We start from the raw sequence: 25709 nt of genomic DNA, 5'->3' as shown, positions 1-25709 counted from the left end.
ATGGCGACAACGAGCGCTTCCAGAATGCGCCCCGAAAAATTGACCTGGTGAATACTAGCGGCAATGCGGGTGGCACACGCACCAGCGCTGTCTGATCAGTCCGTTGAGAAGCAATAAAACAGACCCGCCCCGCCAGAACGTGGCAGATGTTCTTCTCCACAACCACGCGAGCCGTGCGACGAGTTCCAGGACACCATGTTTCGCGCATCATTGAGACCTACACGGTCATGATGTCCGACAATCGCGGACCCGTCTTCACTATTCGAAGTCCAGTTGCTGCATGTCGTATCGCCACCTGCCGTCGAGAAATGTCCGGCAGAATCGGAGCCGGTCAAAATGTCATGTTTGTTCGGCTGACTACCACGCCCATTTACAGGGTTACCGTTTTCATCGAGTGCGGTCAGAATACTAATGTTCACGCTGTCGCTGTGCAGGTCTTCTACATTGTTGGCGATGAGTTCTCCCTTGGCATTGTACCATGGACCCGCCCCGATTCGGTCGCGTGCCGAAATGCCGTTGGTTATTGTCATCGGGTCGGTGCTGCGATCAATGGACATTGACGTGCTCAGATAGGCCGAAAAAGTTTTGGAAGAACTGACCGCAGAAGCAAGTGCATTACAATGAGCATCGGCGCCGTCGAGGCCGCCTAGATTGGCACCGTCTCCTTTGCCTACACTAGTGATGAAGAACGACATCTCCTCGCCTGCCGATTGTGCCTGAGCGATTGCCGCGAAACAGCAGATTACGAGTGCAGCAACCCCATGGACAGCTGTTCTGTTGGTGAACTTCGACATGTGATTCTCCCTTCTTGCTGTGTGATCTCCGATGCTAGCCGTATGCATTGCTTGGGTCCACGATTAGCGCACAGGGATTAGAGAACATGACAGTTCAGCCTTCGAAACATATCTTGACGGATTATTGGTCGGCACAGACGTTATGGCCGACTTTCGTCACCATTGCGGCAAACCCAAAATGGGGTTCGCACGAAACTTTCGCCGCGAGTATTACGAACGCCCGGTCTGACAGACGTACTCCACCACCGTGCTGTGATCAATTGCGTCAGATGCTGGACAAAACAGCTTTCCGACTTGACCGCGGCAACATCCGTAGTCAGCCTAAAGCCGCTATTGCGCTGAATGCCTTGCATCGGAATGTCGGCCTTTGAAACACTGAACTCGTAATGCTGCTCTGCAAATAATGCGACTGCTTACAACTGTATTTAGGTGATTTCAGTTGGCTAGAGCTTTGGCTATGCGTTCAACCAAGGCCCGTTGCACGACAGCAAACCTTGGTGTCTGCGCGATTTCCTCTAATGTCGCGACCCAGAGCGGAACTTCGATTTGGGGATTCATGCCGGGCGATCTATGAAGGCGGGGGTCAGCGTCGCCGATGAATTCAGGTAAAAATGTCTTGCCCGCTCCGGAAACGGCCATCTGCTGAAGCACCAAAAAACTGTCTGCTCCGTTGGTAGTTTGTTCGGTATTCGCGTTTTCTGCTAGCCACTTGGCAGGCAGAGAGCGGCTCAACGCGCCGTCAAGCCTCATCCATTTACGATTTGGGGAACCATCATCATAGACCCCAAACGACAATGTGCCTGATCGTTCTCCAACCAGGCCGTCCTCAAGTTTAATCGATGGGCGCACAGCGATATCCGCAGTCAGCCGGGATAGATCACGGTGGCTGTTGCTACTCAACAAAGTCAGTTCCAACCCTGGGTACTCTTTGGAAATTTCATTCAAAATCTGAGGCAATACCATCTGGCAAAGACTGTCAGTGGACGTGATGCGAACGTGACCAACAGGAGAGCGGTTCGCGCCTACGATTGCCCTCTCTACTGAAAGCACCGCATCTTCAACGTTTTCCATAGCCGAGAGAATTGTTCTGGCCTCAGGCAGCGTGGAATATCCAGAAGGGCTCTTCCGAAAAATCGCACAGCCACTTCTCTGTTCAAAGGCAACCACTCTGCGCAGGACTGTCGCATGCGTTACCCCCAAAGCTTCCGCCGCCGCGTTCAGCGAACCGTATCCATCAACGGCAAGCACATATCGAATGTCATCCCAATTATCGTTGTTCATAAATTAACAGGAGGCGGCGAATAACAAACAATTACAAGTAAATTCGTTCAAGCTAACATTCGAAGTATTGAACAGGGAGAGACATCATGATGAAGAAGTTCTCAATTTTGGCGGCAGGCATTTTGTCTGTAGCGGCCATTGGCGCAGCCATCGCCCATGAAAGCGAAAATCCGGCTGTGAAAGCTCGGACTTCAATCATGCAGCTCTATTCCTTCAATCTTGGAACTCTGGGCGGTATGGCCAAGGGCGAGGTGGAATATGACGCCGAAGCAGCAACACGGGCCGCGAACAACCTGGTGGTTCTGACGCAGATCGATCAATCCGCGATGTGGCCCGCAGGATCAGACAACGTATCCGATCCGTCCACCCGTGCACTGCCGACAATCTGGGAAAACTTCCCTGACGTTGGTGCGAAAGGGCAGGCCATGGCAGATGCCGCTGTTGCGATGCAGGCTGCGGCTGGCCAAGATGTTGATGCCCTGAAAGCGGCTATGGGCGATCTGGGTGGAAGCTGTTCGGCATGTCACAAAGCGTACAGAGCACCGAATGACTAATTGGTAGATAGCTGTGAAACGGTTTTTCCTTTTCACCGCTTTCGTTGCACTTTCGGTTGGGTTGGCCGGTTTGGTGCTGACCCGACCACAAAGAGTGGATCAAGCTCTTCTCGAAGGCGTTACTCCCGATCTCGCCAGAGGTGAGACCATTTTCTACGCCGCAGGATGCGCATCCTGTCATTCAGCGCAGGGCGCGGTTGGTGAGGACAAGCTCATGCTCTCCGGTGGTCGTAGGTTCGAGACGGATTTCGGCACGTTCATTGCCCCGAACATATCCAGTGACCCCGAGGTTGGCATCGGGTCCTGGTCTGTATTGGATCTGGCCAATGCCCTAATCCATGGAACCGGGCCCGAAGGGCAACACTATTTTCCTGCGTTTCCCTATACGTCTTATGCCAACATGTCAGTCGAAGACGTTGTTTCGCTTCATGCATTCCTCGGCACGCTGCCAGCGGTCGCAACCGAAAGCGAGGTGCAGGAGGTTCGCTTTCCCTTCAACATTCGACGCGGACTGGGGGGATGGAAGCTTTTGTTCATGTCGCCAGGCTGGGTAGTCGAAGGTGATCTGACCAACCAACAAAGGCAAGGCCGGTATCTGGTGGAGGCGTTGGGTCACTGCGCCGAATGCCATACGCCGCGAAATGGCTTAGGTGGTCTGAAACGAGACCTTTGGTTGACAGGTGCACCAAATCCAAACGGGAAAGGTCGCATCCCCGGCCTTACCTCAGACCAGCTTGATTGGTCCGAGGCTGACATCGCCGAGTACCTGAAATCCGGCTTCACGCCGGACTATGACAGCGCAGGTGGTGAGATGGTGGACGTCATTGAGAACACATCACGCCTCACGGATGATGACCGTTTGGCAATTGCCGCCTATCTCAAAGCTGTTCCTGTTTCGTCGACGGGGCTTCCATCCGAGTAACAGTCGTTCGGCGCCATGCTGCGGGGACCAGATGCTGTTGCCGGTCGCCAGTAGGAAGCTGTGAGGCCTATTCCCTTTTCACCAACACCTGTTTTACGTTTTGAACATCGGAGCTCACCAATCACCCGAGTTTCTGTTCATGATTGACTGAGGGTCGCGGCCAAATGACACAAAAAATCGCTCTTTGGTCCATTCCGATATCCATTGCGGTACTGGCCCTAAAACTGTTGGCTTGGTGGCTGACAGGCTCGGTGGCGTTATTGTCGGACGCGATGGAATCCACCGTGAATGTCGTTGCGGCACTGCTGGCGTATTTTGCGGTTCGGATTGCCAACATACCCCCTGACGAAAACCACCCCTTTGGTCACAAAAAAGCCGAGTATCTTTCTGCCGTCGCCGAGGGCGTACTGATTGTGCTGGCGGCGTTCTTGATCATCAGAGAAGCTGTACTGGCGCTCCCTAACCCGCATCTTGAGGATGCGCCGCTGCTTGGAATTGCCGTCAATGTCATTGCAACGGGTGTGAATGGCGCATGGGCCTACCTATTGCTCAAAATCGGCCGGCGCGAGGATTCGCCTGCATTGGAGGCAAGCTCCCGGCACATTTTTACAGATGTCATGACTTCAGTTGGTGTCATCGCAGGTCTGATACTGGCGCTTGTCACCGGCTGGCTGATCCTCGATCCGATCCTGGCAATTCTTGTTGCACTGAACATCTTGTGGGAGGGCTGGAAAGTTATTCGGTCGTCCGTCGATGGCCTCATGGATGTGACACTTTCGGACCATGATTTGCAGACTGTTTCCAACGCAATCGAAGCAAATCTCGGCGCCGCCTTAGAGTACCACGACCTCAAAGGGCGCAGATCCGCGAATGTCATCTTTGTGGAGTTTCATCTTGTTGTGGACGGCACAATGCCAGTCAGCGCGGCGCATGATATTTGCAATGACATCGAGGAAGAATTGGATCGTTTGTATCCGGGTTCTGTCTTTGTCATTCACCTCGAACCTGATGACGAGCTGAAGGGTGACCGGGTTAGTTCCCGCTAAACTGGTCACATGGCTCAGCAAAAACTCTATTGGTTTGACTGATCTGACTAAGACGTTCGGCTTGAAATTCGTCAGACCTAAGCCCGATGTGGGGAAGCCGAACCAGAAGTAACCTGCCTCCAACGTCACGAAGCGTGATGCTCAAAATTGGAGGCGAAAATGAAAATTCAAAGAAAGCTGGGTCAACTTCTTAGTACCGCGGCGTTGGCTTCGTTGATCGCGGCAACACCTTATGTGCCAGCGTTTGATGCCGATGGTCGCCTACATTTTGAACCATCATATGCCTTTGCCAAGAGCGGCAGGGGAAGCGACGGGGATGGTCGCGATGATGATCGGGATGACGACAGAGATGATGACCGCGACGACGACCGGGATGATGATCGTGACGACAATTCGGGATCAGGCAAAGGTGGTCGCGACGATGATGATGACGATGACGACTCCAAACGCTCCAATAAGGGCAGCGGAAAGAAGGATCGGTCTCAAGCAGGTGGTAAACCCTTGGGTTCGGCCGGTGTAACAAAGGTCGAAACAAACGCTAACGGCATTGAAGTGCGTTACGCCGACGGAACCAAGGAGGAGATCGAAAACGGGCGGTATGAGAGAAAGAATGCTCAGAACCGAACTGTTGAGGAGCGCCCTGCGACCGGTGCTGACGTCTCAAGGCTTCGGTCATTGGCGAATGGTATCTCAATCGACAACGTGCGTTCTTCTGGGCAAGGCGGCACTGCTAGAAATCGGCCCACGAAAATCGAGCGCCAAGGCAACAATATCGAAGTAAACTATGCCAATGGTTGGAAAGAGGAGATCGAGTTTGGGCGCTACGAGTTGAAAGACCCGTACAATCGGACTGTTGTTGAAAGAAACGCAACGGCCTCTGATCGCCGGAGGTTACAGTCGGTTGCCAACTGAACCGCAACTCCAGTCGATGATCCGTTGGCGGCTTCTCTCTGTGGAGGGCCGCCATCGTAGTCAAAGAGACTATAGGTAGTCTCCCTTATTCCAAACATCATGGGCAATGAGTGCTGCCTCTACCCGATTTCGCGCATGAAGCTTTGACAGGATTGCCGTCATGTAGTGCTTCACGGTTTTTTCCTGAAGGTCTAGCTCGTCGGCTATTTCACGATTACTCAGTCCTTTGGCCACACGTCTCAGTATTTCCTCCTCACGATGCGTAAGGTCATCGAGCATACTGCTGTTAACAGACATGCCGGTGTCAGCGTTGATTTGAAGCAATACCCGCGAGGCCAAGCCCGGAGAAACGAACCCTTCACCTGCGGCGATGCTGCGTAAGGAAGCGGTTAGTTCGCTCGCGGTTACTCCCTTCACAATGTACCCAACTGCGCCCGCCTCCAAGGCGTCCGCGACATCGCTGCTGTTCTCTGAGACTGTCAAGATTGCAATGAAGGGCGGATTTGCCATCGCTGCAATTTGACGTGTTGCGCTTATCCCGCCACCGGGCATCGAGAGGTCAAGAATGGCTATGTCCGGCTGATGCGTGCCGACCAGCGATACTGCCTCTTCAGCGCTGGACCCGGCAGCCAAAACTTCAAAACCATCAGCTTCATCCAGCGTGCGTTGCAAACCATCCCTGAATATCGGGTGATCATCAGCTATTACGACAGATGTAGTCATGATGTGCCTAACTTTCTGGGAAAGAGTGTCATAGAAACGGTGGTGCCCTCACCCGGTCTCGATGCGACTTCGAACCTGCCGCCAATACTCTCGACCCGATCCCGCAAGCCCATAAGCCCCTGGCCACCATCGTCTCGCAACGCGGTTTCTTCTGACCTGTCAAAACCAGGTCCGTCGTCTTTGACCTTTATAACTATGCGGTCGTTCTGCGCCTCAGAACTAACGGTGCACTTGGAAGCTGGAGCATATCTCGCGGCATTGGAAAGCGTCTCCTGAAGGAACCGAAAAACGCACAGCTTGTCGGACAATGACAACTCTGGGGCCTGGCTACCCAAAAGTGAAATATCCGGTCGCAACGGGCTGTGTTCGACGTGATCCTCTACGGCTCTCTTCACAACATCGACGAGTGACAAGCTGTCGATATCTGGCGCAGAAAGCCCTCGCGATATTGCACGAATTTCAGCCAGAGATTTTTGCAAAGACTGCTGAATTTCCTCTGCCTCTTTAGAACTTTCGGACTCTTTGGAAAACGCCGCCTCCAGTCTAAGGGCGGCGAGCGACAGGTATTGCGCAGGACCATCATGTAGCTCGGCACCGAGATTTTTGAGGAACCGATCTGTTTGCGTGGCATATCTTTCTGACGCATCTACTACACGCGACCGCAGCCGGGCATTCTGCTCGGCCATCCTCTCACTTTCTGTCAGGCGCTGTTTAAGAAGAGCCCCCTGTCGTCGAATAGTTTTGTCGCCAATTGCGACAATGGAATACAGAACAATAGTACTTGTCAGAAATGCGGAACCGACAAGCAACCAACTTGTTCGCCTGGCCTTGGCTAAGTCTAACTCAAGCTGATCAGCTCTTTCGTAGAACTCCGCAACTGCGATGATTTCGCCGGACCAGAGTTCGCGGATGGGACTGTAAACTTCAAGTAGTGGTATCCCCAATGCCGCCTCGGCGGCGCTCTCGGCATGATCAAGCTCTTCGAAAGAGCCGGAGATATCACCGCTCCACGCCCGCCTTAAGTCATCCGTTGGATTGAAACGGTTTCCAATGATGTCTGTATCAGAGGCATGTACAATCACACCGCCTTGCTTCCAGAATTTGTAGGAGACAATGCGGTCACGCATTGGCTGGGTCATGAAAATCTCGTCCAGCGCCAGGCTCGCCTGCTCAGAAAGATGGTTGCCATGTGCCAATTCCTGGCTGAGCGGGGATACTACGCTTTCCATATATAGCGCAGCGGAATTGGCGGAGTTTTGCACGACTGCGTTCTGGATTCGATTTGACACCCAGACCCCGACGATTGCGGTAGCAGTACCCATCACGAAAATGCTGGCCGCAAGAAAGACTCGCGACAGCGACCAATTGCCAATCGTCAGGTCAGTTACTTTCGCTCTCATCGTGAAATCGACTATGAACTACAATCTGTTATCGCACCACAGACCTTGGTCTGACCTGATCTGGCTAAATCTCAGATCCTGCGCTTCCGTCCAGTGGCCAGAGTCAGATATCGTCCATCGTTCTCAGTCTTTGCAGCATCGGGCATTGAACGTTTCCGCTATCACAATTGGCCGTAAGCTCACTCAAGGCGTACTCTAGGCGTCTGAGCTCACTAATCTTGCTTTGAACGCTGGCAATGTGTGCCTCGGCCAGTTCTTTCACTGATCGGCAGTCTTCGGCACTTCCTTCTGACAGCTCCAAAAGCGCCTTTGCGTCAGATAGAGGAAACCCCAGGTCACGGCACTTCTTCAAAAATCGAAGTCTTCCAACATCGCTTGCCGAATAGAGGCGACGATTGTTCAGAGCTCGTGCGGGTCTTGGTACGATACCTTCGCGTTCGTAATAGCGGATAGTTTCTATGCCGACCCCGCATTGCCGGGAAGCCTCGCCTATCGCAATCATGTGAAGTGCCTCCACTTGATCCTGTAGTTACTACAGGAGTTATACGCATTGAATGCCGGTGCCTCAACACAATCAAATCGCCTATCCAGGGAGCGAAAGATGAAAAAATATGTGACCCTCAGCTACCTGGGATCGGTTTCCGCTCTGGGGGTCGCGACATGCTGTGTTCTTCCAATGGCCATGATGTTGCTCGGCTTGGGTGGCAGTTGGTTGGCGATATTCGGAAAAATAGCGGCAGCAAGCTACTATGTTCTCGCCATCTCAACAGTGCTGGTCGCGGTTTCGTGGTTCGTAGCGCATCGAAACGGGACGTTGGCAAATCTGAAATGGTGGCTTGTCGGAAACACGGCGACTACCGCGTTGGCATGGGTCATCGTGTTCAATGAGGCTCAAATCAACGATTATCTAATCATGCAGATGTGAGACAATGACAAAACAAACTGTGGTGCTGGATAGCACTTTGACCTGCCCTCGGTGTGGGCACGTTGAAACCGAGAAAATGCCAACTGACTCGTGCCAGTGGTTTTATGAATGCAAATCATGCAATGTCGTTTTGAAGCCATTGGAAGGCGATTGCTGTGTTTTTTGTTCTTACGCAACTGTCCCGTGCCCGCCAATTCAGCTAGGTGACTGCTGTTGTGGATAAGCGGGTCGCAACCGCAGCATACCAGAGAGATGTTGAGTGTCCGCATTGGCTCGTCCGCCAAAGTTTGCAAAGTCTGGTTTCTGCGCTTCGCGACCATCAAACTCGCACAACTCTGCGCCATGGCTAACGGTAGCAAAGTCCGCGTCTCGCGAATTGCCTGACAAAACCTCGCTGCGCCCGGCACCAATAGCCGCTCTTTACGCCGCACTGCCGTGTTCAAGATGATGCCCGCTCAGCAAAATCTATGCTGCGAGCGCGCGCAGCGAGAAAATCAAATTCACAGATTGGGCTCAGAGCGGACCTCGGAGGCAGCGCGGCATCATCCTCAGTTGAGCCGCAGATATAGGATAAGTCTGTCCGGGGAAGGGGGAACTGCGCTCAAACTCCGATTTGCGCAACAAAGCCCATCTACCTGATCAAAAAGGCGGCGAGCAGCGAAAGTCCAATCCGAATATTCAGTCTGCGGTGACGATACCCTGGCGAAAGTCGTCAAAGATGGCGTTCACCACGATATGGATTTTTGGGCGAGCTATCTTGTCTGGATGGAGACCGCCGTTGGTTACGAAGCAACCAACGGCAGATATCTAAAGCAGGCGGGTCGCCATACCACCGTCAACGGCGACCGGAGAACCCGTCACGAAGCTTGCCCGGTCTGACAGAAGGAACAATGCAGATTGGGCAATCTCCTTTGGCTCCGCCATGCGTTTCAGGGGATGCAAGTTGGCAATAAAGTCGTGCGTCGCAGGATCATCGCCGGCCATGTCGGTTTTAGTACCACCTGGCAAAATAGTGTTGATACGGACCCTCTTGGCCGCATGATCAGATGCCAAAGACTGTACGAGCCCAATCAGTCCAGCCTTTGATGCGGCATAAGCCCCCATGCCGGGCATTCCCCCATTGCTGACACCAACAAAAGTTCCGGTGAATACAATAGACCCGCCACCGCGTTCCTCTATTGCCGGAATCTGCGCTTTGGCCGCAAAAAATGCACTGTTGAGGTTTGTAGCAAGAACCGACTGCCAGTTGCCGGACTCCATTTCGGGAATTGGACCCATCTCGCCCATAATGCCCGCATTGTTAAATGCGCCATCAAGGCCGCCAAACTGCCGTTTCGCCAGATCAACAAGATCCCTGGAATATGTTTCGTCCGTCACGTCGCCCGCAAGGTAAACGGCGCGCCCGTTGCTTTGGGTAATCTGCCCGACGAGTGTGTTTAGCTGAGCTTCCCGGCGGGCACCTAACACAACATTCGCCCCTTCCGAGGCAAACAGAAGCGCTGCTGCAGCACCGATTCCGCTGCTCGCGCCGGTAATGATGATGGTTTTGTCTTTAAGTTCCATGGTCATGCCTTTTTGAAATTACATGCCAATCACCTAAGGAATGATGCGAGTGAATCGCGACCCGGTTCTTGCGGGTGTTGAGCTACTTGAGGTGAAAGCGCAAGAAACGGATCAATTGGTTGACCTCAAACGGGAGCCGCCGTTCGTTCGCGGTAGCGAAATCACTTTATTGGGATCAGTACCAACGCTGTTGCAAGTGCAATATCTAACGATTGAGCCTATGTGATCCGGACCTTGCCGATGTCCTCACCCGTCGCAACGCAGCTTCGCCAACCCTTATCTCTCAGATCGATTTATGAACGGGAAGGTCAACTGGCGGTTGGTCGTGAGATAGGACAGCGGCGCCCCTAAAACCTCTTCCGCCTTTAGAATCACAGAAGCCGAGGCACGGGCGTCCTCTCCAGCGTCATGGTGGTGAAACTCAAGACCGAGATGTTTTTTAAGATTTGCCAGCCCGTGCCCACCGGCGCCCTTCAATGAAGGCCATGCTTGGCGGGCAATCGTGACGCTATTCGTCCAATGCGACGTGATCATTGGCAGGCCATACCGGGCGCAAGCAGCCGTCATCGCCTTCTCATCAAACGTACTGTGTTGCACAAGGTTGTGCGTGTTCAGGACTTCAAACAAGGACGCATAGACCGTTGGGAATGTTCCAGCCCCAATCACGGTTTCGGCGGAAATCCCGTGGAGCTCAGTATTGAAAGCTTCAAACGGTCCCTCGGGGTCAATCAGGACAGAATAGGTTTGAATAAAACCAGCGTCGCTGACGAAACAAAGTCCGATCTGGCAGATGCTACTAATAGTCTTTCCCGCCGTTTCGACATCCAACGCAATAAAGCGAAAAGGGCCGTTCGGCGGCACATTAAGATGCCCAAATCTGTTCAACGTGTCCAACTCTCGGCGCCCTACATCTGTCGGATTTTCTCAGCCCTTGCTGCCAGGTCGACACCTACGCAACCTAGTTTTTGCGGGTCGAATGGGTCTTGGCAAGTCGTTCTCGCTCTCAAGGAGTGCAGTATGACTATATGACACTTCACGAAACGGCCCATACCAGACATTTATCGTGTCAGACTACGCCGCAGTGCAGCTTCACCGAACCGGCCATTCGCTGCGCCCACGAGATTGTAGCGTGACCCGACTTCGGGAGTGCGGACAAAGCAGGAATTCGAAGACTGGTCTCGCGACCCACAAGTCAACTATGGTCGGAGTTCATCTTGCGATAGTCAGAGGGCGCCAGTCCCGTCAACTTCCTAAATGCACGGCTGAAATTGTTTGCGGTTTCATATCCTAGCATGGAGGAGATACTGGAGACTGCCTCGCGCGTATCCGTTAGGAGTTCCTCGGCCCTTGCTACCCTAACATCGTTGACGATTTCGCGAAAACGAACCCCTTCGCTTGCTAACTTCCGTTGTAGTGTGCGAACGCCAAGATCGAGCGAACGCGCGGTGGCATCAATCGACATTTCCTCCCGATGAAGTTGTTGCCAAACCACCTCTTCGACTTGTCCTCGAAGTGTTTGGGGGGGGCCGCCCAATCGTTCACGAGAAATATCTCCGACAGTTGTCGAGCCGCCGCTAAGTTTTTTGGGCGTGGCTTCGGCTCGCAAAGTCGATGCATCAAACTCAACCCCAAGCCGGGTGGCGTTCCAGATTACAGGACAAGCGTAGGTGTCTTCTGCCTCGACAAATCCAGGAACCTTCGGGAAGTCCAAGAGCACGGCCGATGGCTTCCAGTCGTTTCCTAAATACGCGCGGAATATGCTCAGAAAAACCCCAACGGCCGAGAAACCGATGTCCGGATACGCGAAATGCGAGCGAAGTCCAAAACGATAACAGTAACGCGCGCTAGTGCCCGAAGTTTCAAGCCACGCGCGATCCGCGGACGAATGAAATGGCATGACGGCAGAAGCTCGTATTAGCGCTGCCCCCAGCATTGGAGCAGAAAGAACGTAGCTCCCCCAGGCGCCGTAATCAGCGACGGTGAGATACGGTGACCACAACAATCCGATGTTTTGTTGTCCCGCGGATCGTGCGGCTTCGTGCACAAAGGTCGCCAAGGCATGCTCCGAGATGTAACCGCCTCTTTCCTCAATGAAGTGAACAGGAAGATCGGCCGAGTCAAAAGCACGCAACAGGCGCCTTTCCCCTGCGGCCTCAAGCACAAACTGGGGCATCGCGCCCAAGGCCTTGGCCGAAATCATCGGTGGTAGGTTCAATCCGTCAACCCGCTTGTTCGCCCGCGTGTCGTGAAATGATACGCATCGGCTGAACGGATGTGCAAGCTTTCCCTAAACAGCAGGGAGCATTGCAATATGAAAATACTTCGGCCATTACACGGCGGTTTTTCGATGCATTTTTTGGGAATGGTGCTCGGCGCAGGGATTTCTGCTTCACCAGTTTTCTCCCAGTCCTTCAACGACACGGGCGACATCCTTGCACGATCAGCCGAGGTCGAGGACATCGAGTACAAGATCTTGGTGCAGCGCGCCACTCAGACGGCCATCTGGGGAATGCCCGCCGCTGGTATGATCGATTTTCTGAAGGGTATTCGCCGCGACCTCGGTGGCGACTACAACGACATCATTTATCTCAACAAGCCGTTCGATTCCAAACATGGGTTTCTTACGGCTAACGATGTTACGGCCTATGCTTGGGCTTCAATGACCTCCGAACCCGGTCCCCTTGTCATTGAAGTGCCCGCAGCTACCGACAAGGTGAACTACTTCGGTACAATCGTGAATGCTTGGGATGTTCCTATCGTGGACGTTGGTCCCGATGGTTTCGATGAAGGTGCCGGCGGCAAGTACCTCATGCTACCCCCAGGCTACGAAGGGGATATGTCCCTAGAGGAATTAACTGAGGCGGGATACCTTCCCTTTGAAACAGATACCTACGAGTATGGTTTTTCGTTCCGGCCAAAACTGACGAATGGCGGAACGGACGCCGATGCGGCCGACTACGCTCAGACAATAAAGGTCTACTATTTGTCTGAGGCCGACAATCCACCGCCAAACAACTATTTCGAAGCGTCCGAAGTCCCGTACGACTCGCTTCCTTACTACAACGAGACCTTCTTTCAGGACTTGAACGATTACGTTCAAAACAACCCGATACGTCCACAAGACAAGGTTATGGTGAATTTTTTGAAAGATCTCGGGATCGAAAAGGGAAAGCCTTTCGAGCCAAGTGAACTTCAGATGCAGGCAATGAACGAGGGCTTGCTGCTCGCATATGCCTCGATGCAGAATTACTTTGTGACGCCTGGGAAAGCCATGATCCCACTTTGGGTCGACGATAGCGGCGAGATGAGGAGCCAGTGGCTGATTTGGGACTTCGCCGAAGGTCAACCGGAGGCTGGTTTCCCGTATGAGACAGAGACCGAAGTCCTTGTGGATGCGCGTGCGGGCGGCAGTTATTTCTGGATTACATACCTGCCGAAACAACTGGGCGGAGGTACATTTTATCTGACAGGTCTGCGCGACAGCGACGGAGAAATGTACGATCACAATCAGACCTATAGACTGAACGTCCCAGCGGACACACCTGCCGACGATTTTTGGTCCGTGATTGTTTATTCGATGGAGACCAAGAGCTTCATTCGGAACGTTGATCCTGTCGGTTTGTCCGAGCGCGACACTGATGCGATGCAGGCTAATGAAGACGGCTCCTACGACATTTATTTTGGCCCAGAGGCTCCGGACGGAAAGGAAAGCAACTGGATACCAACCACAGAGCCGTACTTCCTGTTATTCCGCCTTTACGGGCCGCAAGACGGTTGGTTGGAAAGTGGCTGGATGTTGGGAGATCTCGAAAAAGTAAACTGACCACAAAACCAAAAAAACCAATGGAGGTAATAGTGAAAGCAAAGTCAGTTGCCTTGCTGTTCGCACTAGTAGTCGGATCGCAATCTACAGCCCAAGAGTTCAAAGCCGACGTGCCTGACAATATTCTAACTCCAGACCGAGTCGAGACCCAGACGCTTGGTGATCTTGAATTCTTCGATGGTATGCCATCGCCCGAGACGGTGGAGAAGGTCTTCGATAACCTTGATCTGATTAGGGCTACGACGGCGTTCTTAGATGGTATGAAAATCGCTTCGCTTCGGGCTATGTTTCAGGGGTACGAGGACTTAGGCGTCAATCCTAATGACGTCGTGATTGCAGAAGACCTGCTGGACGCGCGATCCATCTGGCTGACGCCCAATACCACCACAATCTACATTGGTTCGAATGTCGATATCTCTGATGGCCCGATGGTGATTGAGGTTCCGGCAGGTCTGCTTGGGTTGCTGGATGATGCCGCATTTGACTACGTGACGGATATCGGGGCGCTCGGCGCGGATAAGGGAGAAGGCGGCAAATACCTACTCTTGCACAACGATGATAAAACGCCGGTGCCCGACGGGTTCTTCGAGCTTCGCACCAAGACAAACGAGCACTGGTTGTTGCTGAGACGCTCACCGGACGCAGACGGAGATACAGCTGGGCCCGTTGCCGAGATCAAGGCGGGTCTGAATGTATATCCGCTTAGTGAAGCAGATAATCCACCCGCGGAAACTTTCCTGAATATCTCAGGCGTCCAACACAACACCGTTCACGCGAACAACGAAGACTTTTTTGAAGAGATCCACGTCGCGCTCGAAAACAATCCAATTGGTGCGTTCAGTCCGGAAATTGTAGGAACGTTTGCTTCCATAGGGATCAGGAAGGGCGAGCCCTTCGAACCCGATGCCCGTATGCAGGCCATTTTCAAGGAGGCGGCAGCGATAGCAAACGCCACGGCGCGAGCGATTACGTATGCCTCGCGCGATCCGGGAGTTTTCTTTTATGAAGACCGGCAATGGAACTCACCGTTTCAACGTCAGAGCTATCTGTTTCTTGAGGACGGTGCACGCATACTCGATGACCGTTCATACTTTTTCTATATGGCGACGGGCATAACGCCTGCGATGACCTCGCCACCGGTCGGTACGGGGTCTGTCTATGCGATGACGGCGCGAGACAACAACGGACAGTACCTGGATGGCTCAAAAACCTACAAGGTAACTCTCCCGGCACCCGTTCCCGCGAAAAACTTTGCGTCGTTTATGTTGTATAGCGGACAGACACGGTCGATCCTTGAAACTGACCTGGAATCCGGTGGTATCGACTCTAATCGACTGGGGATAAAGCCGAATGAGGATGGGAGTACCAGCATCTATTTTGGCCCGGAAGCCCCAGAAGGTTGGGAGAACAACTGGACGCAAACCATGCCCGGGCAAAGCTTCAACGTGATGATGCGCCTCTACGGACCGCTCGAGCCTTGGTTCGACAAGACCTGGCGTCCTGGTGATCTGGAACTGGTAGAATAAAGCGACAGCCGCGACTATCGGGCGACGCTACTTTTTGGCGTCGTCTTGCATTTTCTTCGGTGTCGGTTTAGGGCTCAAAGCGGTCGTCGGCGGCGGCGTGTCAGAATGGCGGTCTGGACAGTCTTACAAGGGAGCGTGGTGTGGGGAATGGACTTCTACCGCGGATCTGGACGTACTAGGCAACGCAAGGAGCGTGCCAACGGATCGAAGGCAAATGTTGTGATAGCACGACATGCTTCGCGCCTGTCCTAAGCGGCGCTAGTCTCCCGTCATAGCAACGCTGAAAGGAGCCGCCCAATGTCCCTCTTCTCTAAACTCTTCGGTGGTGGTGAAAAGTCGGAGCCGGAGCCAGTCTCTTACAGAGGGTTCGAAATCTTTCCGGACCTGATGCCCGAAGGTGGCAAGTACCGCCTTCTAGCCCGTATCGAAAAGACCATCGGCGGAAATCGCAAGACCCATACAGTGATCCGGGCGGATGTTTTTGAGACCCGGGATCAGGGCGAAAGCTTCAGCATCGCAAAGGCGAAACAGGTGATCGACGAGCAGGGCAACCGCATTTTCGATTAAGCAAACAGACAGCCTAATTTATGCGATGCAATCGACGGATGGTTCCGCAAATTAGACATCCGCCCCGATCTGGCGAAAGAACGCTAAGCAAGCCAAGCAGTCATTGGAAGTCTTAGATGCCCGATACATGCAGCTGCAATCTGGGTCCCAATTTCGTCTATTTTACAGCATGTGCTACCCTGTTGCATTTATCGTATGCAATTGAGGGCTGAAGATATGTGGAACATGGAACAGTTTGTAGCGGACTGCCGGACCGCAGTAGATCAGGACGCGTCTCACAAATCGGTGGCTGAGGTGGTGGACCGGGCGATGCGCGATCCCGCGGGCGTGACGCAAGCCTTGGGAGAGCCGACCGAAAGCGGTATCTTTCCCATTTACAAGTCAGGTGATCTGACAATCGTCAACGTCGTATGGAAGCCAGGAATGACCATAATGCCCCACAATCACGAAATGTGGGCCGTGATCGGTATTTATGGTGGCCGAGAAGATAACATTTTTTGGCGGCGCGTAGCAGATGACCCTAACGGACGCATTGAAGCGGCGGGGGCTCGAGCATTGTCGACGGGTGAATATGCTCCGCTTGGTAAGGACCTCATTCACTCGGTTACAAACCCTATCCCCAAGTTGACCGGAGCAATCCACGTATACGGCGGGGATTTTTTTGAAGCTGAGCGAAGCGAATGGGATCCTGAAAACCTGACGGAACATGCCTATGACATGTCGAAGGTTCGCGCGTTATTCGAGGACTAGTTTGCAGTTTGACAATCTGCGCTGGCAATGCCTTAGGCATGTTCCGTCTATACGTCAGGCTTCGCTGATAGCCGATTACTATCTCGTTGAATTGACACGGGGTGATGATCTCGGATTATGGACAGATGAGCAAATTACAACGCCCCCCGAAGCCTCGGCCACGCCCATTTCTTCCTAATCCGGACCGCTACGAGCAAATGGTCTATCGCCGTTGTGGGCAGTCTGGCATAAAGCTACCCGCGATAAGCCTTGGGCTATGGCACAACTTTGGTGGGGATACCCCGCACCAGACAAAGCGCGATCTCTGCCGCACTGCTTTTGACTTGGGTGTAACGCACTTTGATTTAGCAAATAACTATGGCCCACCACCGGGATCGGCGGAAGAAGCATTCGGTGAAATTTTAAAAACTGATTTCGCAGGCTATCGGGACGAACTCATCATATCTACCAAGGCAGGGTATGATATGTGGCCGGGCCCCTATGGGGAGTGGGGATCACGAAAGTATCTTGTGGCCTCTTGTGATCAGTCGCTCAAGCGGATGGGGTTAGAATACGCAGATATCTTTTATTCCCACCGTTACGATCCAGATACCCCTCTGGAAGAAACTATGGGGGCCTTAGACTATATAGTGCGCTCTGGGCGCGCACTTTACGTCGGAGTTTCAAGCTACAACTCGCAACGAACGCGCGAAGCGCTGGCCATCTTGAAAGACCTTGGCACGCCGTGCCTGATTCATCAGCCGTCGTATAACCTACTCAACCGTTGGGTTGAGCGGGACGGGCTGTTGGATACGCTTGACGAATTGAACGTGGGATCGATTGCGTTCACGCCACTTGCCCAGGGTATTTTGACATCGAAGTATCTGAACGGCATTCCCGAAGACAGTCGTGCGACCCAAGGCAAGTCTTTATTGGACGGCATGATCAACGAACGTTCATTGACGAGTGTCAGGGCTCTAAACGACATAGCGGCGTCACGCGGTCAATCATTAGCTCAGATGGCGCTTGCTTGGGTGCTGAGAGGTGACCGGATTACGACAGCCCTTGTTGGCGCTTCGCGACCTGAGCAGATCGTGGATTGCGTAGGTGCGGTCCAGAATTTGGAATTTACCGAAGCGGAACTCGCTAAGATTGACGAGGTAAGCTCGGAAGAGGAAATCAATCTCTGGGCGCGATCCTCGGAAATTGAGTAAGATTGTTGACCACTGATTTTTGGTGCTAGCAGGTTCTTCTGCTTAATCGCATGGCGTTTCTGCTTTGGGCTCAGAGCGGACCTCGGAGGCAGCGCAGCGTGTCGTGATAAAATGCTCCGGTCAACGTCGGGTTGTCGTTTTGGGAGGGCATGGCGGATCGGAGGATCAGTCATGGAAACACCAAACCTACCAGCCATTCGCGCACTTCGCCCTGCCTGGAACAAAGGGCGTATCGTCGGCCAGAAGCGACCACTGAAACCAAAACACGTCTGGGCGATACGGGTTCGACTTGAATTGGCCGAGAACCGCCGCGATCTCGCCCTGTTCAACATGGCGATCGACAGCAAGCTCCGCGGCTGTGATCTGGTGAAGATGAAAGTGGTCGATGTCATGGCTTCAGGCCAAATCAAAGAACGAGCCTCAGTCCTTCAAAGCAAGACGCAAAAACCTGTGCGCTTCGAGATATCCGAAGGAACGCGCGCGTCTGTCGAAAAGTGGATGGAGGACGAGCTGATGGTCGGTTCCGAGTACCTTTGGCCCGGGCGCTTTCATGAGCGCCTGCACATTTCGACCCGCCAATATGCACGGATCGTCCGAGATTGGGTCACATCGATCGGTCTTGAGGCGAGCGCGTATGGCACCCATTCAATGCGGAGAACTAAAGTCACGCAGATCTACAAGAAGACAGGCAACCTCCGAGCTGTTCAGCTCCTACTCGGTCACACGAAGATGGACAGCACGGTCCGATACCTTGGTGTCGAACTTGAGGATGCATTGGCCATTGCCGAAGCCATTGAAATCTAGACTAAAGGGCCGTTCGAAAGGACGGCCCATTCCGGACAATGAGCACCCAGGCAAGATTCTGCGGTCGCAGCCCGCTTTGCGGTCATTCGCTGCAAGTGCGAACTCCCGGCTCTGTCGAACTCACACATCGCGGACAATGCAGCCTTTGGTTCGCATTGGCTCGGAGACGGCTTCTGATAAATAGCGGACAATCAAAAACCATAGACTTGATGCTCACGTATTATGTCAACGCTGCAAGAGCCCGCTCGACAGTCCAGAGGGCGCCCACCAAAGCGATGACAAAACTCACGGGTACCACGATGAGCGATCTGTACCACGGTTCCTTGCGCCAAAGTCCAACAGCCAGAAAGGCCGCCGCTATGACAACCAACTGGCCAATCTCAACGCCTACATTGAATCCAATTAGCCGGGTCAACCAATGGCCGCCTGATGGGCTAATCTCCTCTAGAACTGACGCAAAACCGAACCCATGGAGCAAACCAAAGAAGAAAATTAGAGTGAAGCGGGCACCGCCTGGTTTGTTGCGCAATATGTTTTCAACAGCGGCATATACAATGGACAAGGCAATCAAAGGTTCAAAGAGCCCTGTTGGCAAATCAACGAAGCCTAGCCAGCCGAGGGTCAGTGTCACCGAGTGCGCGACGGTAAAAGCTGTGACCAGCCAGATCAGGTCGCGGACCGTTTGCGCAAATAGGAACAGGCAGAGTACGAACAAGATGTGATCCAGCCCATATGGGACGATGTGAATGATCCCCTGCCACGTGAAATACAAGAAGTCGGCCACTGCTGAGCTCAGTGTTGTTTCTTGGGTCTCAACAAGGTTCAGTGTCTGGCTGGTTCGTCCAGCCTGCAGCAGCGTGACACTTGGGACCGTCACTTCAAGCCGCATATCCCCAAGTAAAGGCGACAGTTTGATACTTACTGCGCTGGCACCTGGCGTAGCGTCACCATAACCGACGAAAACTAAGCGGTATTCGGTGCTTTCCGGCGGTCTGTCGAGAATAGCCCGGATATCGCGCGGAGATGGAAAGGACATTGCCCGCAAATCTGCCGTTTCACCGTCGAACCGTAAGAGCGTCTCTTCGGAGATTGCCGCGCGTATTTCTGACAGCGCGCTTTCGATTGTGCCGAGATCCAGCTCACGCACCTGCTCAACAAGAAATTGGTCTGATCCGTTTAAGGCTAAGTGGCGCTCAAAAACCTCGATCAAGTCCGCGCTGACCGCGATCCGAAAGCTGTCGCCCTCGATGGTCAACTGCGCATCGCCCAATTCGAACGTGTGTGCCAGAGCAGACTGTGTCAAAAGCACAAGCCAAAACGCGAAGGCCAGTCGGGTGAATACTACCCCGACCGGCCTTAACAAACGAGGGAAGGTCATTTCTCGCTTTGCCTATCGATTATCCCCAAACTTGCTCGAATATGCGCGTGAAGTTGCCTCCCATCACCTTCCTGACGTCCTCGTCAGAATATCCTCGCAACCACATTTCATCGATAATGGCTGCATAGATTTTCGCGGCTTCCCCGATGCCAGTTGTAGCCAATTTGTTTACAGCCGCACTAAGTCCGCCATCGTCGAATTGTTCCGGATTTGATTTGCCAAACTCATAAATCTTAGACCAGTCAAAGCCGTCGTCGGAACTTAGTCCAACGTTGTCGATGCTGGTCAAATCCCGCATGTAGTCGATTCGATCGACAACGTCTTGAGGACGGGTAAGTTCTGTCTGCGGGCTGATCATGATGAAGGGCAACATGCAAAGACTAACCACACCACCGGTATCGGCAACCGCTTGAATCCGCTCATCGGAACTGGTCCGCAGGCGAATTTCTCCTTCAGGGTATCCGGAGTAAAGCGCGTGCACAGAAGAGTGCGTTTCAATCACGGGCAAATCAGGGCGCATTTTTTTCGCATATTCGATGGTACTCAGCGCGGTGGGTTCGCTAGCATGGGACGTGTCAACGAGTACTCTATACTTTTGCATCGCATCAACGACTGTCATGCCATAGGCCGAGATCGGTCCGGGGTTCAGGACAAAATTCCCATCTCCTGCACGCTGACGCTCGTTGTAGGCCAAGCCCATTGTGCCGAGGCCCATCGACTTTGCCAACGGCATGTAGACGTCCGGCTGATTGTTAAGAATTTCCGCTGACTGCGAGTTCCAGAAAAAGCCATACTTTCCCGCGTCCTGGGCTCGCTGGATGTCGCCTGCTGTACGCACTACCATGAATCGATCATCCGCAGCGATTTTGCGTAGATTGTAGCTTGTTTCACGCGCAAAAGTGTCAAAGTCGTTGATGCCTTGCGCGGTTGTAACACCCGTTGCCGTTATGCCTGCGTCGAGTGCTCTGGTGTAATATTCGTCCCACATTTCTGGGCGTGTGGCGGTTTGCTCAAAGTTCGCGTTCAGCGAGTCGATGGCAACAATGTCCCTTAGGAATTGGGCTGCCTTGTCACTGGACACCCAAACTGGACTAAATTCACTGGCCCATGTCATTTTTCCGCAGGTAGCTGACAGGGCAGCTGCTGCGCCAGCAGTTTTCAAAAATGCGCGTCTGTTTTGCATGGTGAAGTTCTCCCAGTTTCGATTGTTTCGATTTTCTAAAGACTTACCTTGTGGCGAGGTGTATTCCCGCCGCACGACACTCAATCGAGCTTGTTCCTATCGATCACGCCGTCTTTCATGATCAGAGGCCAACATTACTCCGCCGGTGTCATAAACTCCGGCACCCGTTTCAGCGCCTCAACCATGTCGGCGCTCGTCATCAATTCAATGAAGGTGTAGTTCTTCAGAACGCCCTGGCTGAGGCGGGCCGCGTACATTGCCTGCACCATACTAGGATCGTCCGGCACCCGCACGGTGACGTAGTTCCGGCCGTCGGCCATGCCCCAGAAATAGCTGATCATCTCACCGCCCATTGCCTCGAGCGCGGCCCCCATGCCCTCGCCCCGGTCGGTGGGGTTTTCGATCATGATCTGCCAAGCTTCGGGAGACGGCTCTCCGATCCCCAGATAGTATCGGCTGCGAGTTTCTTCGGCGCTCACAGCGGTCGCGACTACCAGCGCACTTGCAAATGCGGACAATAGAAGTCGTTTCATAGGCTCATCCTTTTCGCTCAACAGCCGACAAAGGGAGGCACCTCCGCCGGTCCAAGAGTCATTCCAGCGTGTTCTTGTAGATCACGCCGTCTTTCATGATCAGATCGAAGTTGTTCTCGTAGTCGGTCATGATCATCGCGTCCTCGACCGGGTTGCCATCGACCAGTAGAATGTCGGCATACGCACCTTCTGCAATCACACCGAGCTGGCCTTCGGGATAGGGGTTGAGTTTGCCTGACAGAGCCAACAACTCACCGGCTTTAGACGTTGCTTGCATAAGAACTTCGTAGGACGACCATTGTTCGAGACGGTACTTGAACTCATCGTTCTGTTTTGTGAGAGCGACAGGATCCCCAATAATGTCGGTTGAAAAGGCGACTTTTTCGATCCCGAATTCTTTCAGCAACCGCATCTGGTTTCTCGCCCCGCCCTGAACCTCGAGGAACTTGGGCGCTGCCAACGGACCAAGCGCTTTGGTGACTGTTTCGGCATCCAGCCCCAGCAGCGAGAAGAATGGCACAACCCAAACATCCGCGTCCTTGATCGCCTGCGCCGACACCTCGGTCATCAATTGTGCATGATCGATGCTCTGCACACCTGCCTCGATGGACCGCAGAATGCCCTCGTCATTGTAGACGTGCACAAGAACGTAAGTATCCCAATCTGCCGCAGCCTTGACTGCAGCTTCCAGTTCTTCCGGTAAGAATTGAACGGTGTGCAATGGGTCTACGCTGGAAGACACACCTCCGCCGGCCATGACCTTGATTTGCGATGCGCCCAGACGCAGCGCTTCCCGCGTCGCCCGCAGAACTTCTGGAACACCGTCAGCAAGAAACTCGACGTGCTGGTTGAAGAATGAGGGCGAGGCACCTTCGAAGTTTGGGTGCGGTTCCGTGTAGTGCCGATGCTCGCCATGCCCTGAGGTTTGTGAGATCACAGGGCCGGACGGATAGATTCGCGGGCCGACAGCCTTGCCCCGGTCGATGGCTTTCTGAAGCCCAATCGCCGGTCCACCCGCATCGCGCACGGACGTGAAGCCGCGCAACAGCATCTTTTCCGCCTCGATCGTGGAAACGGCGCCCCAGTACATCCAATCAAAATTGTCCCTGAGGTCCGCAACCGGCTCCGTGATCGCCATGTGCACATGCGCATCAATCAAACCCGGCATTAGGGTGCGACCCCCACCGTCGATGACCTCGGCATTTGCAACCGAAAGAGGTTCGGGTGAGACTTTTGCGATCAGGTTATCGACAACCAGAACATTGGCGTTTTCTATTCGGGCCTCATTTATTCCGTCAAAGACATGCACGTTGGTGAACAGGGTTTGAACAGGTCCATCCTGCGCAAATGAGGCGGACGCCGAGAAGGCAACCACACTTGCGGCCGCCAATAACCGTTTTGATGCAATCATGTTCCTCTCTCCCTTAGACAAATTAGTTTGTGCGCGGGGTGCCGAGGTTCCTTCACCCCACGCGACACTCAGTCGAGTGTGTTCTTGTAGATCACGCCGTCTTTCATGATCAGATCGATGTTATTTGTGTAGTCGACCAGTAGTCCGGCATCTTCCACCGGATTGCCTTCAACCAGAAGTAAGTCTGCATAAGCACCGGCTTCGATCACGCCCAGCGGTCCGTCCGTGTAAGGATTTCGAGGACCTGACATTGCCACCAGTTTCGCGGTGTTTGACGTGGCCTGGACCAGGATCTCATGCGACGTGAACCATTGCTTTCTGAGTTCAAATTCTTCGTTCTGCCGGGCCAAGGCCTCGGGCGAGCCGAAGACGTCCGTTCCGAAGGTGATCGTCACGCCGCTTTCTTTTGCCAGACGCATTGACCTGTCGAGCCCTTCGACGACCGGGCGTGATTTTTCAACGGTTTCGGGCGGGAGCGACGCCACGCTCTCGGGAGTTGGCGTAAAGGCCACGGCCTGAGGGTTGTAGATCACACCCGCGTCCCGCATCGCGATCATGGTGTCCAGTTCCGAGATCAACGTCCCATGGTCGATACTGCGAACGCCGGCCTCCACAGCGCGCAGAACGGAGCGGTCCGTATAGGCATGCGCCAAGACGTAGGTGTTCCAGTCCTCGGCCGCATCGACGGCGGCTCTGATTTCATCGAAGGTGAATTGCGCCGTGTCCAGAGGATCAAAGGCGGAGGCGACCCCGCCACCTACGCTGATCTTGATCTGCGTCGCCCCCCGGCGCAACGTTTCTCGGGTGTATGCGAGAACTTCGCTCCGGCCGTCTGCCATGAAACCAAACTCACTTTCAAAGGCATTGCGGCTGCTTCTGTCACGCGTATGGCTTTCGTTGAACGACCGGAAATCCGTGTGGCCGGATGTCTGACTGATGAAGTGACCGCTGGGATAGATCCGCGGGCCCGAAAGAATACCCTCGTCAACTGCTCTGGCGATGCCGTAGGCTGGGCCCCCTGTATCTCGCAGCGTGGTAAAACCGCGCAGGAGCATTTTCTCCGCCTCGCGGCCCACGACAGCACTGAGATATCCCCAGTGCCAGCCGTTCACCGCCTGATTGGGGGCCGCTGGCATCATGATATGGTTGTGGCCATCGATCAGTCCGGGCATCAGCGTGCGCCCACCGCCGTCGATGATTTGCGCATTGGCGACGGCAAGCGGCTCAGTCGAAACCTCGGCGATCAGGTTATCGACGACCAAAACGTTTGCGTTCTCGATCCGCGCCTCGTTCACCCCGTCAAAGACATGAACATTTGTGAAAAGGACCGGGAAACTTTCTTCCTGTGAAGCGGCATGAGTTGGAAATAGATAGCTCGCAGCCAGTACTGCGGGCACAAGTATGCGCATCAGACATCCGTTCATCAGGGCTCCTATCATCAAGAATCGCAAAAGGCACAATTAGGAGTCATTATAGAATTCGAATAACTTGATGCCTGACAGATTGCCGGTTCGAGAAAATTAGTTTTGGGAAACTGCAAGATTTCATAATTTTATTGTGGGAATTTCCTACACTCGAGAATATTGCGAATTTCTGGAGAAGAGATGACAAGAAGACTTGATAATAACACGGATCAGTCGCTGCCACTCGTCAGGGCTTCAGTTGCGGGTCCGGTTGTCGCAGCGCTTCGCAGCGTGGGGGTCGAACCCGCGTTTGTTCTGGATCCTCTGGGGTTGAACGAAGCGCAGGTAATGGACCCGAAGAATTTCCTGCGCCACGATACCGTCTACCAAATCTATCAGGCCGTGGCAGAAGCCACTTCACCGGATTTTTGCGCACGGGTCGGGCAATCCGTCGATCTTGTCAAATTTCTCCCGCTTGGCGATATGCTGGCAGAAGCCCTTACATTGGGAGATTTTTTTACCAGGTTCACACAAGCGGTTTCCAAAGAATCCAATGCCGTTACGCAATCCCTCTTTGTCGAAGGAGAGCACGCGTATTTCAGTGCCAAAAGGAACTTCCAAATTTCGGTTTCTCCCAGCCAAACCGATGCGTTTCTGACGAGTATTTGGATATCCCTGTTACACCGTGTCCTGGATTTCAGGTGGGACCCCAACCAGGTCATTCTTCGCGTCAGTGACCCGGATGCGCTGCCCGGTCAGTTTCACGGCGTTCGGGCAATCAAGTGCAATCCTCAAGGTTTTTCGATCAGGTTTCCCTCCAGCTGGTTAAGTTACAGACTACGACCAGAGGCACTGGAAAACCCCCCAGACTACAGGGTTATGGATGAAGATCTGGCCGCCCCGCAGGATTTCCTTGCGGGACTGAAAGGCCTAATCAGGGCCCATCTTGCGGATTCAGGATTTGGTGTGGATGAGCTTGCGGACCTTTGCGGTTTTCATCAGGAAACACTGAACAACC

Annotated in this window: 27 protein-coding genes; 14 read left to right on the top strand and 13 right to left on the bottom strand. The window is 53.5% G+C overall.

Features of this window, described 5'->3' with window-relative positions:
• Positions 1-95 precede the first annotated feature (95 nt).
• The gene (locus AC2FHW_RS12480) at positions 96-794 is read right to left on the bottom strand and encodes a hypothetical protein (protein ID WP_496729434.1); all 699 of its coding nucleotides are present in this window, start codon (positions 792-794) and stop codon (positions 96-98) included.
• A gap of 435 nt (positions 795-1229) precedes the next feature.
• Positions 1230-2075: a LysR family transcriptional regulator gene (locus AC2FHW_RS12475; RefSeq protein WP_142636002.1), complete on the bottom strand. Its 846-nt coding sequence runs from the start codon at positions 2073-2075 to the stop codon at positions 1230-1232.
• 86 nt (positions 2076-2161) lie between these two features.
• Between AC2FHW_RS12475 and AC2FHW_RS12470 the strand changes: the two genes are divergently transcribed.
• The 4 genes from AC2FHW_RS12470 to AC2FHW_RS12455 all read left to right on the top strand — a co-directional run bounded on the left by AC2FHW_RS12470 (position 2162) and on the right by AC2FHW_RS12455 (position 5509).
• Positions 2162-2629, top strand: coding sequence for a c-type cytochrome (locus AC2FHW_RS12470; RefSeq protein WP_142636000.1), 468 nt, complete (start codon positions 2162-2164; stop codon positions 2627-2629).
• Between the two features lie 13 nt (positions 2630-2642).
• Positions 2643-3551: a cytochrome c gene (locus AC2FHW_RS12465; protein ID WP_142635997.1), complete on the top strand. Its 909-nt coding sequence runs from the start codon at positions 2643-2645 to the stop codon at positions 3549-3551.
• A 164-nt stretch (positions 3552-3715) separates the two neighbouring features.
• Complete coding sequence (locus tag AC2FHW_RS12460) at positions 3716-4597, top strand: cation diffusion facilitator family transporter (protein WP_142635995.1); 882 nt, start codon at positions 3716-3718, stop codon at positions 4595-4597.
• A 147-nt stretch (positions 4598-4744) separates the two neighbouring features.
• Positions 4745-5509: a hypothetical protein gene (locus AC2FHW_RS12455; RefSeq protein WP_271950114.1), complete on the top strand. Its 765-nt coding sequence runs from the start codon at positions 4745-4747 to the stop codon at positions 5507-5509.
• A gap of 69 nt (positions 5510-5578) precedes the next feature.
• Here the strand turns inward: AC2FHW_RS12455 and AC2FHW_RS12450 are convergent, their stop codons facing one another.
• The 3 genes from AC2FHW_RS12450 to AC2FHW_RS12440 form a co-directional block, all read right to left on the bottom strand.
• Positions 5579-6232, bottom strand: coding sequence for a response regulator (locus tag AC2FHW_RS12450; protein ID WP_271950116.1), 654 nt, complete (start codon positions 6230-6232; stop codon positions 5579-5581).
• Positions 6229-7632, bottom strand: coding sequence for a sensor histidine kinase (locus AC2FHW_RS12445; RefSeq protein ID WP_496822003.1), 1404 nt, complete (start codon positions 7630-7632; stop codon positions 6229-6231). The genes AC2FHW_RS12450 and AC2FHW_RS12445 overlap by 4 nt, the downstream gene beginning before the upstream one ends.
• 103 nt (positions 7633-7735) lie before the next feature.
• Positions 7736-8134 carry a MerR family transcriptional regulator gene (locus AC2FHW_RS12440; RefSeq protein WP_271950120.1) on the bottom strand — a complete coding sequence of 133 codons (399 nt, stop codon included), beginning with the start codon at positions 8132-8134 and terminating at the stop codon, positions 7736-7738.
• Between the two features lie 99 nt (positions 8135-8233).
• On the opposite strand from AC2FHW_RS12440, the gene AC2FHW_RS12435 reads away from it, so the two are divergent.
• Both AC2FHW_RS12435 and AC2FHW_RS12430 read left to right on the top strand, forming a co-directional pair.
• Positions 8234-8557: a hypothetical protein gene (locus tag AC2FHW_RS12435; protein ID WP_271950121.1), complete on the top strand. Its 324-nt coding sequence runs from the start codon at positions 8234-8236 to the stop codon at positions 8555-8557.
• A 4-nt stretch (positions 8558-8561) separates the two neighbouring features.
• Complete coding sequence (locus AC2FHW_RS12430; RefSeq protein ID WP_142635985.1) at positions 8562-8780, top strand: GDCCVxC domain-containing (seleno)protein; 219 nt, start codon at positions 8562-8564, stop codon at positions 8778-8780.
• Between the two features lie 584 nt (positions 8781-9364).
• On the opposite strand, the gene AC2FHW_RS12425 is transcribed toward AC2FHW_RS12430, so the two are convergent.
• On the bottom strand, positions 9365-10120 hold the full coding sequence (locus tag AC2FHW_RS12425; protein ID WP_496708286.1) for an SDR family oxidoreductase: 756 nt from the start codon (positions 10118-10120) through the stop codon (positions 9365-9367).
• Positions 10121-10160: 40 nt separating this feature from the next.
• Between AC2FHW_RS12425 and AC2FHW_RS12420 the strand changes: the two genes are divergently transcribed.
• Positions 10161-10346, top strand: a complete 186-nt coding sequence (locus tag AC2FHW_RS12420) for a hypothetical protein (protein WP_496822001.1) — start codon at positions 10161-10163, stop codon at positions 10344-10346.
• A 50-nt stretch (positions 10347-10396) separates the two neighbouring features.
• Here the strand turns inward: AC2FHW_RS12420 and AC2FHW_RS12415 are convergent, their stop codons facing one another.
• Together AC2FHW_RS12415 and AC2FHW_RS12410 are read right to left on the bottom strand one after the other, a co-directional pair.
• Positions 10397-11005, bottom strand: a complete 609-nt coding sequence (locus AC2FHW_RS12415; protein WP_142640329.1) for an exonuclease domain-containing protein — start codon at positions 11003-11005, stop codon at positions 10397-10399.
• 307 nt (positions 11006-11312) lie between these two features.
• Entirely contained in the window at positions 11313-12320 is a 1008-nt protein-coding gene (locus AC2FHW_RS12410) for a helix-turn-helix domain-containing protein (protein WP_496821999.1), read from the bottom strand.
• 111 nt (positions 12321-12431) lie between these two features.
• Here AC2FHW_RS12410 and AC2FHW_RS12405 point away from each other — a divergent pair, with 111 nt between their 5' ends.
• The 6 genes from AC2FHW_RS12405 to AC2FHW_RS12380 all read left to right on the top strand — a co-directional run bounded on the left by AC2FHW_RS12405 (position 12432) and on the right by AC2FHW_RS12380 (position 18783).
• Positions 12432-13943 (top strand): DUF1214 domain-containing protein, encoded by a 1512-nt coding sequence (locus AC2FHW_RS12405; RefSeq protein ID WP_496729705.1) that lies wholly within the window; start codon positions 12432-12434, stop codon positions 13941-13943.
• Positions 13944-13975: 32 nt separating this feature from the next.
• Complete coding sequence (locus tag AC2FHW_RS12400) at positions 13976-15469, top strand: DUF1254 domain-containing protein (RefSeq protein WP_281973668.1); 1494 nt, start codon at positions 13976-13978, stop codon at positions 15467-15469.
• A gap of 297 nt (positions 15470-15766) precedes the next feature.
• Entirely contained in the window at positions 15767-16036 is a 270-nt protein-coding gene (locus AC2FHW_RS12395) for an HlyU family transcriptional regulator (RefSeq protein WP_281973667.1), read from the top strand.
• Between the two features lie 225 nt (positions 16037-16261).
• Complete coding sequence (locus tag AC2FHW_RS12390) at positions 16262-16786, top strand: cysteine dioxygenase family protein (RefSeq protein WP_246097323.1); 525 nt, start codon at positions 16262-16264, stop codon at positions 16784-16786.
• A gap of 125 nt (positions 16787-16911) precedes the next feature.
• The gene (gene mgrA / locus AC2FHW_RS12385; RefSeq protein ID WP_142639603.1) at positions 16912-17979 is read left to right on the top strand and encodes an L-glyceraldehyde 3-phosphate reductase; all 1068 of its coding nucleotides are present in this window, start codon (positions 16912-16914) and stop codon (positions 17977-17979) included.
• Between the two features lie 171 nt (positions 17980-18150).
• Positions 18151-18783 (top strand): tyrosine-type recombinase/integrase, encoded by a 633-nt coding sequence (locus AC2FHW_RS12380; RefSeq protein WP_281974001.1) that lies wholly within the window; start codon positions 18151-18153, stop codon positions 18781-18783.
• Positions 18784-19003: 220 nt separating this feature from the next.
• On the opposite strand, the gene AC2FHW_RS12375 is transcribed toward AC2FHW_RS12380, so the two are convergent.
• The 5 genes from AC2FHW_RS12375 to AC2FHW_RS12355 all read right to left on the bottom strand — a co-directional run bounded on the left by AC2FHW_RS12375 (position 19004) and on the right by AC2FHW_RS12355 (position 24712).
• On the bottom strand, positions 19004-20161 hold the full coding sequence (locus AC2FHW_RS12375) for a HupE/UreJ family protein (protein WP_271952342.1): 1158 nt from the start codon (positions 20159-20161) through the stop codon (positions 19004-19006).
• Between the two features lie 19 nt (positions 20162-20180).
• Positions 20181-21419 carry a dipeptidase gene (locus AC2FHW_RS12370; RefSeq protein WP_271952409.1) on the bottom strand — a complete coding sequence of 413 codons (1239 nt, stop codon included), beginning with the start codon at positions 21417-21419 and terminating at the stop codon, positions 20181-20183.
• Positions 21420-21478: 59 nt separating this feature from the next.
• Positions 21479-21877: a GYD domain-containing protein gene (locus AC2FHW_RS12365; protein ID WP_271952340.1), complete on the bottom strand. Its 399-nt coding sequence runs from the start codon at positions 21875-21877 to the stop codon at positions 21479-21481.
• A 58-nt stretch (positions 21878-21935) separates the two neighbouring features.
• Positions 21936-23288, bottom strand: coding sequence for a metal-dependent hydrolase family protein (locus tag AC2FHW_RS12360; protein ID WP_271952338.1), 1353 nt, complete (start codon positions 23286-23288; stop codon positions 21936-21938).
• A gap of 68 nt (positions 23289-23356) precedes the next feature.
• Entirely contained in the window at positions 23357-24712 is a 1356-nt protein-coding gene (locus AC2FHW_RS12355; RefSeq protein ID WP_496821996.1) for a metal-dependent hydrolase family protein, read from the bottom strand.
• 180 nt (positions 24713-24892) lie between these two features.
• Between AC2FHW_RS12355 and AC2FHW_RS12350 the strand changes: the two genes are divergently transcribed.
• On the top strand, positions 24893-25709 hold an 817-nt coding region (locus AC2FHW_RS12350), incomplete at its 3' end, for an AraC family transcriptional regulator ligand-binding domain-containing protein (protein ID WP_496821994.1).

Source organism: Ruegeria sp. YTSA108, assembly GCF_059610185.1.
The sequence above is the reverse complement of the archived record's forward strand: the minus strand, read 5'-3'. Positions and strand labels throughout refer to the sequence as shown.